This is a genomic window from Agrobacterium genomosp. 2 str. CFBP 5494 (assembly GCF_900013495.1).
Classification (GTDB): domain Bacteria; phylum Pseudomonadota; class Alphaproteobacteria; order Rhizobiales; family Rhizobiaceae; genus Agrobacterium; species Agrobacterium pusense.
In genome coordinates this window covers 2,040,029-2,054,455 of sequence record NZ_LT009718.1, presented here as the reverse complement: position 1 = coordinate 2,054,455, position 14,427 = coordinate 2,040,029, and the positions used below count along the sequence as shown (strand labels likewise).

At 58.8% G+C, this 14,427-nt stretch carries 12 protein-coding genes and 1 tRNA gene; 7 read left to right on the top strand and 6 right to left on the bottom strand.

The annotated features are described in order from the left end of the window. Window positions 1-15: 15 nt before the first annotated feature. From AGR2A_RS10185 to AGR2A_RS10175, 3 genes are read left to right on the top strand one after another with little or no spacing between them, the layout of a single operon-like run. A complete protein-coding gene (locus AGR2A_RS10185) occupies window positions 16-1,287 on the top strand; it encodes a hypothetical protein (protein ID WP_072494425.1) in 1,272 nt (423 codons plus the stop codon). Beyond that, window positions 1,274-1,849, top strand: a complete 576-nt coding sequence (locus AGR2A_RS10180) for a TadE/TadG family type IV pilus assembly protein (RefSeq protein WP_072494424.1) — start codon at window positions 1,274-1,276, stop codon at window positions 1,847-1,849. Before AGR2A_RS10185 ends, AGR2A_RS10180 begins: the two co-directional genes overlap by 14 nt. Window positions 1,850-1,854: 5 nt before the next feature. Beyond that, window positions 1,855-2,424 (top strand): TadE family protein, encoded by a 570-nt coding sequence (locus AGR2A_RS10175; RefSeq protein ID WP_080823068.1) that lies wholly within the window; start codon window positions 1,855-1,857, stop codon window positions 2,422-2,424. Between the two features lie 39 nt (window positions 2,425-2,463). Here AGR2A_RS10175 and trmFO read toward each other — a convergent pair whose 3' ends face one another. From trmFO to AGR2A_RS10160, 3 genes are all read right to left on the bottom strand, one after another. Continuing rightward, entirely contained in the window at window positions 2,464-3,903 is a 1,440-nt protein-coding gene (gene trmFO, locus AGR2A_RS10170) for a methylenetetrahydrofolate--tRNA-(uracil(54)-C(5))-methyltransferase (FADH(2)-oxidizing) TrmFO (protein ID WP_072494422.1), read from the bottom strand. Between the two features lie 519 nt (window positions 3,904-4,422). Further along, window positions 4,423-4,566, bottom strand: coding sequence for a DUF1127 domain-containing protein (locus tag AGR2A_RS10165; protein ID WP_003495735.1), 144 nt, complete (start codon window positions 4,564-4,566; stop codon window positions 4,423-4,425). Between the two features lie 472 nt (window positions 4,567-5,038). Continuing rightward, window positions 5,039-5,185: a DUF1127 domain-containing protein gene (locus AGR2A_RS10160; protein WP_004442060.1), complete on the bottom strand. Its 147-nt coding sequence runs from the start codon at window positions 5,183-5,185 to the stop codon at window positions 5,039-5,041. A 593-nt stretch (window positions 5,186-5,778) separates the two neighbouring features. Between AGR2A_RS10160 and AGR2A_RS10150 the strand changes: the two genes are divergently transcribed. The 4 genes from AGR2A_RS10150 (at window position 5,779) to AGR2A_RS10135 (ending at window position 9,217) form a co-directional block, all read left to right on the top strand. Next, a tRNA-Leu gene (locus AGR2A_RS10150) sits at window positions 5,779-5,861 on the top strand. Window positions 5,862-6,101: 240 nt separating this feature from the next. Continuing rightward, the gene (gene tig, locus AGR2A_RS10145; protein WP_072494421.1) at window positions 6,102-7,580 is read left to right on the top strand and encodes a trigger factor; all 1,479 of its coding nucleotides are present in this window, start codon (window positions 6,102-6,104) and stop codon (window positions 7,578-7,580) included. Between the two features lie 205 nt (window positions 7,581-7,785). Then, window positions 7,786-8,322 carry an AAA family ATPase gene (locus tag AGR2A_RS10140; protein WP_072494420.1) on the top strand — a complete coding sequence of 179 codons (537 nt, stop codon included), beginning with the start codon at window positions 7,786-7,788 and terminating at the stop codon, window positions 8,320-8,322. Window positions 8,323-8,569: 247 nt separating this feature from the next. Further along, window positions 8,570-9,217, top strand: a complete 648-nt coding sequence (locus AGR2A_RS10135; protein ID WP_004442052.1) for a hypothetical protein — start codon at window positions 8,570-8,572, stop codon at window positions 9,215-9,217. A 257-nt stretch (window positions 9,218-9,474) separates the two neighbouring features. Here AGR2A_RS10135 and sthA read toward each other — a convergent pair whose 3' ends face one another. The 3 genes from sthA to AGR2A_RS10120 all read right to left on the bottom strand — a co-directional run bounded on the left by sthA (window position 9,475) and on the right by AGR2A_RS10120 (window position 14,219). Next, on the bottom strand, window positions 9,475-10,878 hold the full coding sequence (sthA, locus tag AGR2A_RS10130) for a Si-specific NAD(P)(+) transhydrogenase (RefSeq protein ID WP_004442050.1): 1,404 nt from the start codon (window positions 10,876-10,878) through the stop codon (window positions 9,475-9,477). A 750-nt stretch (window positions 10,879-11,628) separates the two neighbouring features. Then, the gene (locus tag AGR2A_RS10125; RefSeq protein WP_042935668.1) at window positions 11,629-12,162 is read right to left on the bottom strand and encodes a DUF1003 domain-containing protein; all 534 of its coding nucleotides are present in this window, start codon (window positions 12,160-12,162) and stop codon (window positions 11,629-11,631) included. Between the two features lie 116 nt (window positions 12,163-12,278). Then, window positions 12,279-14,219, bottom strand: a complete 1,941-nt coding sequence (locus AGR2A_RS10120; RefSeq protein WP_072494418.1) for an LTA synthase family protein — start codon at window positions 14,217-14,219, stop codon at window positions 12,279-12,281. Between the last annotated feature and the right edge of the window lie 208 nt (window positions 14,220-14,427).

Below are 14,427 nucleotides of genomic sequence, written 5' to 3'. Positions count from 1 at the left end.
TGAGACGGTGTTTTGATGACGAGCAGGCCGATAAAAAAAGCAGCACGGGAAAGGGGAGCGTTTTTCTCGCTGCTCAAGGACCGCAAAGGCGCTTTCGCCATTATGAGCGCACTGTTGCTGCCCCTCTTCGTCCTTCTGTTAGGGGTGCTTTTCGAAGGCGGCCGGGCGCTGGTCTATTACAACCAGTCAAAGCGCGTCATGGCGCTGGCCTGCGAACGATCGACCAAGCCCACGCGGACCGATACGCCTGAAGATGAGGACCGCCGGGAAGCCGTGCTTACAACCTTCGATTCGATGATCCAGTCTACAAAACAAAAGGTGATCACCCGCGATGTTGTCATTGACTGGCTGCGCACGGATATGAAGGCGGAGTTCGGCTATAATCTGCTGTTTGCCAAGATGCTCAGCCTCGACGAATTCAAGTATCGTTTGAACTACACTTGCCAGGGCATCCCGCCTTATCCCTATGATGGTGAAGTACTGGTCAATAATGATTTTGAGAAAACCTCACTCGATAAGGAGCGCGTTCTAAAAAACGGGGTCACCGCAAGGACCCCCGGCGGTTGCTGGGGGGTCTATCGCTATACCGAGATCCGCTGGGACGGCGGGACAGACCCCGGTATCGAATTGCAGGACTGGAGCAGCCCCTGCTGCCGCAAGAATCACGACTGGGATGGCTATCCGGACGGGTTTGCGCAGAAAGTTGAGAAAGACAAGGAAACCCTCAACGACAAGGCCTGCGATATCAAAGACACAGAAAAGGCGGCCAACACGCGCAGGGATATGGTCGACGACTCCACGGGCAATAATGCGTCCTTGCCGACGCGCTACGTGATCGAGCTGGACAGCGACTGGGGCGCGGTGAGGCAAGGGGGGAAAAAGCCCATTAACGCCAACAGCTCCATCTTCAAAAAAGTGGAGCTTCATCCCGGCTACTATGAGATATCCGTGTGGTACAACGGCCGTAAGAGTCATTTCAAGGACCCTTCCAATCCCGGCAAGCTGATTACCGCTGAGCAGACGAACGGCATCGATGTCACCCTGCAGCAGCTTCGGCCACAATTGGGCACTGTAAAACCGGTCTTCAACATGCGGCAGGGACCGGGCATGGAAAATCCCGTCGATCAGGCCATCAAGTGGCGCTATTACCAGAAGAAATTCACGGTCGACACCTACTCCGTATACAAGCTCACCATCGCCGCATCGGGTTTCAGTGACAGCGTCGGCGGCATCATCACCGGGTTCGAACTGAGATATATCGGAAGGTACGGCGATGAGCGCCGGTAACCGCGTCGAAGCTCGACGGCCGAAAAAACGTTCAACGTCCTCTCGTTTCAAGAACCGGTGGCTTGGGCATTATCGGCGTTTTGCCGATGACAGGCAGGCGGCAGCAGCGATTGAGGTGGCGATATTGATGCCGTTCTTCCTCATTCTGATCTTCGGGATATTGGAAATCGGTCTGTTGTTCCTTTATCATCTCAACCTGTCGACGGCCACGACTGCAGGCATAGAATATCTTCGTAAAGCGGCGATGCAGCGGGAGCAGGTGACTGCGGACGCGCTTCGGCGTGCGATCGCGGCCAAGTTTATCGGGGCTACGGACACGGAAACCCTGAAGATAACGCTTGTTCCTATAGCCGATGACGACATCGTCGCGACGCCGATCTCCTTCCCCGTCGTCAACCGCTTTCAGGCGCCGAACAGTTCTGCCGGCCAATATATACTTGCGATCGGCTACAACTGGAATTTCGTCATGCCGACGACACATCTGCTTGTGCCCAAGTCCGGAGGCGTTCGTCAGCTGCAGAATGTGTCGCTGGCGGTCACGGCCGTACGGGTGACGGAATGATCGGCATGGGTTCACACCGCATCTTCCGGCTCTTCTCCTGCCGATCCGGCGCCGCTGCCGTCGAGATGGGACTTCTGGCGCCGGTCCTCATTCTTTTTCTGGCAGTCATTGTCGAAGTCGGGCGAGGCTGGATCAGTTATGATCGTTTTGTCACCGTGATCGATAATGCGGCCAGATGGTCGGCACGATTTCCGGAGTTCGAGACACGGGTCAGAACCGGTGTGTCCCAATTCGCGATCATCGCGGGCAACGGCATCCTCGCAACGGATAAGCTCAATCTGACTTTGCGAAGCGTTGAGCTGACCGGCGGCACGCCTAAAGAACAATTCAGGCCGTATAATTTCTTTGGATCGGCCGAGGACGTGCGATGGCAAAAGGCAGTGACTGACGGTGGATTTGGCCCCAAGGAAGCGATCATCGTTGTCTCCGGCCGCTACAGCTACCAGCCGCTGTTCTCAATCCTCTTTGGAACGACGATCACCTTCGAGCACGTTGCCGCAGTCAATCCCTTCTTCTCAAGGCATTATCCCGATCAGACCGGCAAATCCGATTTTGGCAAATGGAACGTGATGTAACGACGGCGGTCATGCCAGGTTGCCATGTCTCGGCGTCAGTCAGGTCGCCGCGCCGCTTTTGGGCGTCGCGAGCCACGCTGCACAATCCTTCAACGCCCGCGCCGCGATCAGCTGACGTTTCATGATCGTCTTGTCCTTGCCGCGAAAACGCTTGACGCCTTCTGGCTTGACGATCGAGCCCGGCTCCAGTTCGGGGAAGAGGCCGAAATTGATGTTCATCGGCTGGAAGGAGCGTTTGCCCGGTTCATCATCGGAAGACAGGTGGCCGCCGGTGATGTGGTTGAGCAGCGAACCTAGCGCGGTGGTGGCCGGCGGCAGGCTCGGGGTTTCGCCCTTTTGCTCGGCGGCGGCGAAGCGGCCGGCGAGGAGGCCGACGGAGGCGCTTTCCACATAACCCTCACAACCGGTGATCTGGCCGGCGAAACGCAGGTCCGGCCGGGATTTCAGCTTCAGCGAGCGGTCAAGCAGGGTGGGGGAATCGATATAGGTGTTGCGGTGCAGGCCGCCGAGGCGCGCGAATTCCGCATTTTCGAGGCCGGGTATCATGCGGAACACATCCGCCTGAACGCCGTATTTCAGCTTCGTCTGGAAACCGACCATGTTGTAGAGCGTGCCGAGCGCATTGTCCTGGCGCAGCTGGACGACGGCATAGGCCTTGACGGTGGGGTTGTGGGCATTGGTGAGGCCCATCGGCTTCATCGGGCCATGTCGCAGCGTTTCGCGTCCGCGCTCGGCCATGATTTCGATCGGCAGGCAGCCGTCGAAATAGGGCGTGCCTTCCCATTCCTTGAAACCGACCGTGTCGCCGGCGATCAGCGCGTCGATGAAGGCGTTATATTGCTGCTCATCCAGGGGGCAGTTGATGTAGTCCTTACCCGTGCCGCCGGGGCCGACCTTGTCGTAACGCGACTGGTACCAGCAGATATCCATGTTGATGCTGTCGCGGTGGACGATCGGGGCGATGGCGTCGAAAAAGGCGAGCGCATCCTCACCCGTCTCGGCCTGGATGGCGGCGGCAAGATCCGGCGAGGTCAGAGGCCCGGTCGCGATGATCGTGTTGCCCCATTCCTTCGGCGGCAGGCCGTTCACCTCTTCGCGGAGGATCGTCACCAGTGGGTGACCCTCCAGCGTTTTCGTCACGGCCTCGGAAAATCCGTCGCGGTCAACGGCAAGCGCGCCGCCGGCCGGCACCTGGTGCTTATCGGCGCAGGCCATGATCAGCGAGCCGGCAAGCCGCATTTCCGCATGGATGACACCAACCGCATTGGCCGTCGCATCGTCGGAGCGGAAGGAGTTGGAACAGACCAGTTCCGCCAGCGTATCGCCCTTATGCGCATCCGTGCCACGCACGCCGCGCATTTCGTGCAGAATGACGGGCACGCCGCTCTCCGCAATCTGCCATGCGGCTTCCGAACCGGCCAGCCCGCCGCCGACGACGTGAATGGGAGAAATGGTCTTGTCTTGCATTTCGGTGTCCATGGGCAGCCGCGGGGCCAAGGCTCCCGTCCGGCGGCCGTCATTCGAGTGAGAGTTCCGCGCGGGTCCTAAAAGGACGCGGCATTGTTTGCCGATGCACTAGCATGCATGGCGGGGGCAGCCAAATGGTTTTGGCGGATGGAGGCTAGTGGGCTACGAAGCTCCCGCCGGGATCGAGGAGCAGGCGCGCATTTTGAAGCAGGCAGCGGGATGAGGGGGCGAGGTTGGAGATATCAGGGGAGCTAGCCCCCTCATCCCACCCTTCGGGCCACCTTCTCCCCGGCGGGGAGAAGAAACAAGCGGCGATCTCGAACCCGATGTATTTGGCGTAGCGCCCGTATCCGAAAAGCCGGCCGGCCCTGTAAAACCGAATGGTGGCGGAAGCCAGGAGTGCATCTTCGAAAAATAGCTGCTTGCAGCGGAAACTCCAGAATCAAAAACGGCGCCAGAGGCGCCGCTTTCTTAACCTGTCGCTCAATCGTCGCGCCCTGGAGGTCGGGCAGCGGGACGATCGTTTACGCCTTAGCGGAACGAACGGGCTGCTACGTTACGGATGTCGTAACGGGTCAGGCCGATGTCGCTCAGAGCCTGGTTGGAGAGGCTGCCGAGTTCGTTGATCGTGCGGCGGTAGGAGATCCAGTTCTTTGCGATGCGGATAGGGTTCATGGTCGTTTCCTCAATCTATCTCTGTTGATTTCGTCTGCCGGCTCAGCGGTTTCTCTGTGCTCTCGGCTGTTGAGGTTTATATATAGACATGAAGCCATGTTGTGCAGTGCAGAATTTAGGCTACTGCCATGCATTTGTGCAGTATGTCGTCTAAATTTGCGGCTTTGAGTATCCTATGGGCAAAATATGAGCGGAAATGCCTGTCTTTGAGGCGGCTTTAAGGATATGGCGGCCTAAGACGGCTTTCGAAAGGGCTCTGCAGCGTGAGGGGGCAATCGGAGCAGGCCCGGACATCATCCTGCCGTACGCCAACACTCGGCATCAATGCATTTATCCGTCGGCCCAGCAGGCGGTACAGACGAATTGCTTGGAGTTGGGGCGCCACCCAAAACGAAAAAAGGCCAGAGGCGGAAGCCTCAGGCCTTTTTGGGTAGGTCGTCTCGCATCCGCCGCAGAGCGGCGGGGCGTCCAATTAGAAGCCGACGGCGGTCTTGGCGACGCGGCGGATGTCCTGACGGCCAATGCCGAGGTCATTCAGTTCGCGGTCGGTCATGCGGCCGAGTTCGGTTACGGTCTGACGATACTTGCGCCAGTTGGTGAGTGAGCGTGCAATGTTCATTTTCATCTTCCTCTTCGTGCTGTTCAGTCGCCGCGGCCAGTCTTGGGAGGCTTTGGTCCGGGGCTGAACTCGATCTCTGTATGACCACGAATATAATCGGTTTAATCAAAACAAAAACAGACAAAGCAAGATGCCACCTATGCATTAAACGCAATGCAATCCGGTAAAATGCCCCGATTGCGGCGATTCATGCATAATTTGTGACCAATTTGTGTGCTTTTGATGGAGTCATCCGCCTGTAGCCTAGCGGCGGTGCTTCATGCGGCGGCCGCGTGCGGCGGTACCGGCGCCATGATGTGCCCGCCATGCCATATTATATATAATGCCAGTGCAGCCGCGTGTTAGCGTGAAGCGGCCATATGATAGGGGGGGCTGTAATCGGGGAGGACGATGGCGCGCTACGCCGCTGTCGTCCCTGTATCCTGAAGGCTTGCCGGCATTTCGTGTTCCGAAAATCCGTTTGCCGGTGGCGAAAGCGGGCCGGGCCTCCTTCTGCCCAGCCCGGCTGGCAAGAAAAGTCCGGGCGAAACGAAAGGCAGCGGAACGGCGTGCTTGACCCTTTCTGAACATTGTGACATACCGCCGCCCAACGTGCGGGTATGGCGGAATTGGTAGACGCATTGGTTTTAGGTACCAACGCTTCGGCGTGGGAGTTCGAGTCTCTCTACCCGCACCACAAGCAAGGCATGGCTGTGCCACGCTTGCGCCAGAGTGCATCCTTACAGGATGCGGGGAGCTTCGGGGTTCATTTCTCCCCTTTGGTCTTTATTCTCCGGTGCAGGCGTAACGGTGTCCGGCAGGCGCTTGTGTAAGAAATAAGGGAAGCCACGGCCGGGGAACGATGTTTCCGGCGCAGTGCTCGAAAGTAAACCAACGGCTGTCTGAGCACCGCCGCCATGATGTGAAGGTTAGGAAAATGCAGGTTATCGAAACGCTCGCTGAAGGGCTGAAGCGCGAACTCAAGGTCGTTATTCCGGCTGCCGACATGAAGGCCCGTCTGGACGAGCGCCTGGTCGACGCCAAGGACAAGGTTCGCATCAACGGTTTCCGTCCCGGCAAGGTGCCGGTTGGCCACCTGAAGAAGATGTACGGCAAGTCCATCATGGCCGACCTCGTCAACGAGCTGGTTCGTGAAAAGCCGTCCGAAATCCTCTCCAGCCGCGGCGAGAAGTCTGCAACGCAGCCTGCGATCTCCATGACCGAAGACGAGCAGGAAGCTGAAAAGATCCTGTCGGCCGAATCCGACTTCGAATTCACCGTTGCCTACGAAATCATTCCGGCCATCGAACTGAAGGCCAATGACGGCATCAAGGTTACCCGCGAAGTTGTGGACGTGACCGAAGACGAAATCAACGAGCAGATCCTCAAGATCGCCGAAAGCGCCCGCACCTACGAGACCAAGAAGGGCAAGGCCGCTGAAGGCGACCGCGTCACCATGAACTACCTCGGCAAGGTCGACGGCGTTGCCTTCGACGGCGGCGCTGCTGAAGACGCTGAGCTGGTTCTCGGTTCGGGCCGCTTCATCCCCGGCTTCGAAGACCAGCTGGTTGGCGTCAAGGCCGGCGACGAAAAGACCATCACCGTGACGTTCCCGGCTGATTACCCGGCGGCGAACCTTGCCGGCAAGGAAGCCAACTTCGACATCACCGTCAAGGAAGTTGCTGCTGCCGCTCCGGTTGAAATCAACGACGAACTGGCCGAAAAGCTTGGCCTCGAATCGGCTGAAAAGCTGAAGGAAATCGTCAAGGGTCAGATCGAAAGCCAGTACGGCAACGTCACCCGCCAGAAGGTCAAGCGGCAGATCCTCGACCAGCTGGACGAGATGTACAAGTTCGACACGCCGGCTGGCCTGGTTGACGCCGAGTTCGACAATATCTGGCGCCAGATCAACACCGATCTCGCTCAGTCCGGCAAGACCTTCGCTGACGAAGACACGACCGAAGAAGAAGCCCGCGAAGAATATCGCAAGCTGGCTGAACGCCGCGTCCGTCTTGGCCTCGTTCTCTCCGAAATCGGCGAAAAGGCCGGCGTCGAAGTGACCGAAGAGGAAATGCAGCGCGCGCTGTTCCAGCAGCTGCAGCAGTTCCCGGGCCAGCAGAAGGAAATCCTCGATTTCTTCCGCAACACCCCCGGCGCTTCCGCTTCGCTGCGCGCTCCGATCTTCGAAGAAAAGGTCATCGACAAGCTGCTCACCGAAATCTCGGTAACGGACAAGACCGTTTCCAAGGAAGAGCTGCTGGCTGACGACGGCGAAGAAGCCACGGAAACCAAGAAGAAGGCGCCTGCCAAGAAAAAGGCTGCCGCCAAGGCTGACGACGCCTCTGAAGGCGAAGAAGCCGCTCCGAAGAAGAAGGCTCCGGCCAAGAAGAAGGCCGCTGAAGGCGACGCCGAATAATCTTCTTCAGTGCAAGCTGATTGAATGGAAAGGCCGTGGCGGAAGCTGCGGCCTTTTTGTTTGGCCGTCTTTTTGGGTGGGGTGTGACAGTCACCCGATCCACAGTCTTCCGACATGGTTATGTCATCCCTGGTTATTATGTTTCCAATCCATGGCCGCCAGTTAATGCGTCACCGGCCAAAGCGGGGATTCAGATGGAAGCGCCATGGGTGTCAGAAACTACCTGATCGAGGGTGTCTCCGGTGTCGGCAAGACGTCGGTTGCAACAGAACTTCAGCGACGCGGCCATCATGTGATCCATGGCGACCGTGAACTTGCATATAAGGGCGACCCTGAAACGGGCGCGGCCCTTGATCCAGCTCTGGAGGGCGATGCGTCGGAGATGCGTTTCCGTCACCGGCATCATATATGGGATGTCGAAAAGGTTCGGCGGATTGCCGCCGATCACAGCCAGACGCTCACATTCTTCTGCGGTGGCTCAAGGAATTTTCAGCGTTTTATCGATGTGTTCGCTGAGGTCTTCGTTCTCGATCTCGATAGCGAGACCCTGCGAAGACGATTGATCGAAAGACCCCGGGACGAGTTTGGCGGACAGCCGGAGGAGCGGGAATTTGTTCTGCAGCTCCATGCGACGAAAGAAGACATTCCCGCTTACGCCACGGTCATCGATTCATCCCGATCTCTAAATGCTGTCGTGGATGATATTCTCGCGCGTTGCGCGCCACCAATTGAAAAAGAGTAGCGACCGGGCGTCCCGCATCCTTGTTCCGATCACAATGCAGTGCAGCATGATTTTTTGCTGCATATGCTCTTGTTCATCTCCCGTTCATCTGGCACCCTGCGCAGCATGATTTGCCTGGTCGTATCAAGCGGCCGTTCGGGCATTGCGCCGCTTGAATGTGGCTTCATCGCAGCCAAACCATTGGCCTTAGCTTTTACCGTGCTTGCCGGGTTCTCCCGGTGCGCCCTTAATTTGCCAGGGGACAAGTATGTCGCTCCGAACGGGTTCTGCCCTTGTATTATTGTTCTTCACCGCAGCCGCGGCCGCCCATGCCGATGAGGCGGGGCTGATCTGGAAGCCGGTCAAGAATTCCGATCGGTCCTATACGGCGCGCATCGGCGCGAAACTGCCGGTCGATACCCCGATCCGGGCCGGGCTGGAAATGGGCATGAATGCCTCAAAGACGGGGCAGGTGGTGGATACGCCGGTGCGGCTGTGGGGTAATGTCACGTTGCTGGCCGAACAGCTGCCGGGCGTCTCGCTTGCGCGGGATGTCGGCGTCATGTTCAACGCCCTGACAGGGTCGAGCAGCGTTTCCATGACCTCGCAGCAGAAGCGTATCGTTACGCCGGAGCTGGATATCGAGGCGAACCGCAATTTCACCGTGCGGTATGACGGCACGGCGCAGCAATGGAACGGGCTTGATGTCTCACAATCGCTGCGCCTGTCCCGCTCGGAAACCGGCACGGCCTTCGTGCTGACGGGGGCGAGCCGCAACAGTTTCAACGAGTTCAGCAGCGGTGTCGCGGTGGAACAGAAGCTGGGCGATCACCTGACGGTGCGCGGGACGCTGGATCAGGGTTATGCGGATCATTTCCGGCCGGGGGTAAGTGCGCGGTATAGTATTCGGTGGTGAGGGGGCGGGCTGTCTGTATACGGTTAGTTCGCAGGTGAGAAAGTCTCTTTAGGGGCGAAAACCTTTCCTCCGTCATGCCGGGCTTGACCCGGCATCCAGTGACGGCGAGTCGGCGCTGTGAAAGAGTCTTTCGCTATCAAAGAATTGATCGCGCTGGATCCCGGCTCAAGGCCGGGATGACGGGATGGGGATGCTGTGCTTTCTCAGAAGGCCGATTACGGCAACTCCGCCGTCTCAAAAGCCGCCCCCGCGCAACCTCAATCCTTCTTGATCTCACCCATGCGGTTCCACGCATCGAGCCCAGCAATCTTGTAGGCTTCCGCCAGTGTTGGGTAGTTGAACGTATTCTCCACGAAATACTCCACCGTGCCTTTCAGGTTCAGCACCGCCTGGCCGATATGCACCAGTTCGGTGGCGCCTTCGCCGACGATATGGACGCCGAGCAGGCGGCGGGTTTTCAGCGAGAAGATCATCTTCAGGAGGCCGCTGTCGAGACCCATGATGTGGCCGCGGGAGGTCTCGCGAAAATGGGCGATACCGCATTCATAGGGAATGTTGCGTTCGATGACTTCCTCTTCCGTCAGGCCGCAGGTGGAGATCTCCGGCACGGCATAGATGCCGTAAGGGAAGAACTGCGGCGGTTCGCCGGCCGGTGCCCCAACGGCATGGCGGGCGGCGATGCGGCCCTGTTCCATGGACGTGGAGGCAAGGCTCGGGAAACCGATGATATCGCCGGCGGCATAGATGTTCGGCACGGACGTCTGGAAGGTTTCAGGATCGACTTTCAGGCGGCCGCGGCTGTCGGCTTCCAGCCCGCAGGCCGAAAGGTTGAGCGTATCGGTGGCGCCGACACGGCCGGCGGCGAAGAGGACGGTCTCGGCCTTCAGAACGCGGCCATTGCCGAGCGAGACGAGGCACTTGCCGCTCTCGTCGCGCTCCACCTTTTCCGCCTTCTGCCCGAAGATCAGCTTCATGTTGCGGTCGCGCAGCTGATAGGCGAAATCCTCGACGATTTCCTTGTCGATGAATTCGAGCATGGTTTCGCGCGGTTCCACCACCGTCACCTGCGTGTCGAGCGCGCTGAAGATGGTGGCATATTCGATGCCGATGACGCCGGCGCCAACCACGATCATGGAGCGCGGCAGTTCCTTGATTTCGAGAATCTCGTCCGAATCGAGCACCGCTTCGCCATCGAAGGGAATATGCGGCGGCCGGTAGGGGCGGGTGCCGATGGTCAACAGAATGGAAGTGCCGGTGACATTCATGATCTCACCGTCGTTCTTCACCACCTTCATGGTGTTGGCGTCAACGAAGCTTGCCGTGCCGCGAATGTGCTGCACGCGGTTGCGGGCGAACTGGTGTTCCAGCACTTCCACTTCGTGATCCAGGGTGATGAGCAGGCGGCGGCGCAGGTCCTCGGCGTCGATCTCCTGCTTGACGCGATAGGAGCGACCGTAAAAACCGCGCTCGCGCCAGCCGGTGAGGTTGAGCGCGGTTTCGCGCAGGGTCTTTGAAGGGATGGTGCCGGTATGCACCGAAACGCCGCCGACGCGGCTGCCTTTCTCGATGACCAGAACCTTCTTTTCGAGCTTGGCGGCCTGAATGGCGGCCCGTCTTCCCGCCGGACCGCTGCCGACAACAATCAGATCGAACTGGTGCATGAAAAACCCCGGAATTGAATGCATTTCGATACCGGATGTCGCATCCGGCATGGCGTCGCCGCGAAATGGTCGTGATGCCATTTTGACGATGGGGATTGATTCCCCCGTTTGCCTTGCCCGCTAGAGTGCAATGCAACAAACGCCTGCGTCAATCTGTAGCGCAAGAATCTGACGGATTCGTAACTGGGTGGGGATATTCGGCGCGGGGGTCCGTTTGCATCTGTCGTAGGGTGCGTATGGCTTTACCCCCCTCTGCCCTGCCGGGCATCTCCCCCTCAAAGGGGGGAGATCGACATGCGGCTAGGTTTCGGCCATCTCAATGTCGAGGGTAAAGTGGCGAAAGGGCCTCTGGCCGATCTCCCCCCTTGAGGGGGAGATGCCCGGCAGGGCAGAGGGGGGTAAAACCTCACGCACCCCCGCTCCGCTGTACTCTAAAACCCCAACAGCTTCATCCCGCACGGCACTGCCGAACGGGTGATCGCTAGAGAGGTCGGGCGATTGCCCGGCTGCGCCTCGGATGGGTTTGGTGTGGGTCGGATGCGTTGCGCAGCCGGGTCTTTCACCATGCCGTATCTCGCAAGGACCGTGCACTGCACCCTGCGACATGGTCCTTTCCACGAACGTTGCCAGCGTTCCACCACCAGGACCGTCCCTTGGTTTCCGCCACGTCTGGCGTCCACCCGGCAGGACTGCGATCAATATAACAGCCTGTCGCGGAGCGGGGAAAAGCGGGGGTGAATTTTTCCGGTGTCAGTCTTCCTTGCGGGTGACGTGGCGGTGAAGTGCTGCAAGGTCCTGCCGCAGCGCAGCCAGTTCGGCCAGCACTTTCACATCGATCTTTTCATGCAGTGAAAGCACTTCCAGTTCTGCCTTCAGATTCACCTCATAATCCTTGGCGGCCTCGAAGCGGTCGCGGGCGGCCTGACGATTCTGCGACATCATGATGATCGGCGCCTGAATGGCCGCCAGCATGGAGAGCAGCAGGTTGAGGAAGATGAAGGGGTAGGGATCGAAAGCGCGGGTGGTCAGTACGATGGTGTTGATGATAGCCCAGAAAATCAGGAAAAAGCAGAAGCCGAGGATGAAACTCCAGGAACCGCCGACCCTGGCGATCTTGTCTGCCAGCCTGTCGCCGAAACTGGCGCCGGCGGAAAATTCCGCATTAATATCGCTCGAAACCAGCTTTTTCTGGTGCGCCAGCTCGAGAATGCGCTGTTCCACCTCGCCGATTTCACGAGAGGAGCGCTTGAAATGAGAGACGATATAGTCGGAGATATCTGACACGGGCGTGTCTCCGGTTCTGATTGGCGGTGCGGAGCTTTCCCGAGATAAACCCGCATGATGGCGGAATTCAAACGTTTTCCGCCACCATGCGTTCAGGCGTCCCTCGCCGAAATTCATTACACCGACGGCGCGCCCTCGTGCAGCCAATTGAAGCCGGGGAAAAAGCGCTCTTTTCCATATTGCTTGCCGAACATCATGTCGAATTGCAGCAGGCGATAATTGCGCACCAAGTCAGGGACCGCGTTCGGCGCGATCGACCAGTCGGGCAGGGCATCGCCACCGGCCGTCACCAGCATGTGCCGGTCGATCACGGAAAAGGCCTGCTGAACTTCACCCAGCGTGCCGGTATAGAAAGGATCGGAAAAGCCTGCGGTTTTCAGCACGTGATAGGGCAAAAGCGCCGGGCTGATGGTGCCGATATTCTTACGCACGCCCTTCTTCGAAGACCACACGACGAGCGGCGTCTCGTGCTCCTTCTTCATCACCTCAAGCGGTGCGCGGCGGCTTGCCACCATGCCCGGCATATAGCCGCTTTCCACGAAGGTCTGGCCGAGCGGCGGCAGATGATCGCCGAAGAGGACGATGATGGTCTCACGATCGCGCTTCTTTGCCCAGCGCATCAGCTTCAGCAGCGCTTCGTCCGCTTCCACCACCCCTTGAGAATAGGTGGCGAGCGCCTGCGAGGCCGAAGCCGAGAGTTCGCCCTCAATGCCGATGGTGTTTTCGGCGTAACGGTTTGTCTCATAGGGGCCATGTCCCTGCAGGGTGACGGCAAAGAGGAAAAGCGGGTTCTGCGTCCGGTCCGCCGTCGCCATGATCTCTTCCATCAGCGCGTCGTCGGAGGCAAAATTGCCGCGTTTTTCCATGGCCGGCAGCGTCTCTTCGGAGCGGAATTCCTCGAAGCCGAAATTTTTATAGACCTGCTTGCGGTTCCAGAACCATTCCTGGAACGGATGAACTGCGATGGCGGAATAACCTTCGCCGCGGAAGAAGCTGGCGAGCGAGGGCACCGGGCGGCGGATATATTGCTGGTAGGGAATGCTGCCATAGGGCAGGAAGGCGTTCGAGAAGCCGGTCAATGCCTCGAATTCCACATTTGCCGTCATGCCGCCGAACTCGGGCGAAAACACGTTGCCGGACTGTTTGGCGCGGATGGTCGGCATGGGATCGGCCGAGAGATTCACGTTTTCAAGCCGGGTCGGATCCCACAGGGATTCGCTCATCAGCATGATGACGTCAGGGTAATCACCCTTGTTGGCGGCGAAAGATGCCGGTTCCGAGGTGAGATCGGCGATGCTGTTTTCGCCGTAACCCTCCGGCGCCGAGACATTGGCCATGGGAATATTGAAGGCGAAGGCCATCAGGAAGCCGTTGTGGCGGTAGTTTTCCTGCTGATCCCACATCATGGGGATGATGTTGAGGCGATCGCGCACCCAGGAATAATGCGAATAGTCCATCAGCGAGGCGAGGCTGGCGAGAAGCGGCAGCGCCAGCGCAAGGCCGGCGGCGCGCTCACGCCAGCGCAATACCGGCGAATGACGGTGCGCCAGCAGCCAGAGAGCCGCGAGGGAGGCAATTGCGGCGCTGAGGCCGACACCCACCAGCATCGCCGTAAAAGGCTGCGCCTTCAGCATGGTTGGCAAAAGTTCGAGAATCTGCCGCCCGAACAACAGGTCTGAGGGATAAAGCGGATCGGAAAGATAGGTCTGTTTCTGCGCTGAGATCAGCCCCACCAGTGCGCAGAGCGGCGCGACCGCTATCAGCGAAAGATAACGCCGGCCGAGGATCGCATCCAGCGCGACGAGAAGGGCGAGCACGGCGGCAATGGTTGTCATGCCCGGACGCGCGGAGGAGGTGATGAAAGTGCCGACATCCTGAAGCGAGCCGCGGACGACCCATTCCAGCGCCACGACGAGCACGACGGACGCGACCGTCAGGTTGGCAAGCGTGTAGGCCGTGCCCGAAAGCTTCGAAAGGCTCCTTGTCCATGCAGGCGAAAAGACAAAACCAGCCTTTTCGGAAGCCGTTGTTTTTGGCGCCGAATCTCTCAAACCCATACTCCGGTATTTCAGGCGCCAGCACCGATCCGGGGAGGTGAATCGGGTGTCGCAAAAGTGTCATGTAACTGTCACATAAGCGCGATGAACGCGACATGAACTTTATGGGATGTGCATATAAGCGCGATAACCTTCGCGTGAGGGCGGCTGTGTCGAGAAGCGCACGAATGAATGCAAGTGGGAATTGCTGCGTTGCGGAGCGATCACG

Excerpts from the sequence above, each read along its gene's own strand:
- AGR2A_RS10160 (WP_004442060.1), bottom strand. The coding sequence starts at position 5,185 with ATGAACATTGCACGCTCACTCACCAACTGGCGCAAGTATCGTCAGACC.
- AGR2A_RS10165 (WP_003495735.1), bottom strand. The coding sequence starts at position 4,566 with ATGAACCCTATCCGCATCGCAAAGAACTGGATCTCCTACCGCCGCACG.
- AGR2A_RS10185 (WP_072494425.1), top strand. The coding sequence starts at position 16 with ATGACGAGCAGGCCGATAAAAAAAGCAGCACGGGAAAGGGGAGCGTTT.
- AGR2A_RS10175 (WP_080823068.1), top strand. The coding sequence starts at position 1,855 with ATGGGTTCACACCGCATCTTCCGGCTCTTCTCCTGCCGATCCGGCGCC.
- AGR2A_RS10180 (WP_072494424.1), top strand. The coding sequence starts at position 1,274 with ATGAGCGCCGGTAACCGCGTCGAAGCTCGACGGCCGAAAAAACGTTCA.
- AGR2A_RS10120 (WP_072494418.1), bottom strand. The coding sequence starts at position 14,219 with ATGGGTTTGAGAGATTCGGCGCCAAAAACAACGGCTTCCGAAAAGGCT.
- sthA (WP_004442050.1), bottom strand. The coding sequence starts at position 10,878 with ATGCACCAGTTCGATCTGATTGTTGTCGGCAGCGGTCCGGCGGGAAGA.
- trmFO (WP_072494422.1), bottom strand. The coding sequence starts at position 3,903 with ATGGACACCGAAATGCAAGACAAGACCATTTCTCCCATTCACGTCGTC.
- AGR2A_RS10135 (WP_004442052.1), top strand. The coding sequence starts at position 8,570 with ATGTCGCTCCGAACGGGTTCTGCCCTTGTATTATTGTTCTTCACCGCA.
- AGR2A_RS10140 (WP_072494420.1), top strand. The coding sequence starts at position 7,786 with ATGGGTGTCAGAAACTACCTGATCGAGGGTGTCTCCGGTGTCGGCAAG.
- tig (WP_072494421.1), top strand. The coding sequence starts at position 6,102 with ATGCAGGTTATCGAAACGCTCGCTGAAGGGCTGAAGCGCGAACTCAAG.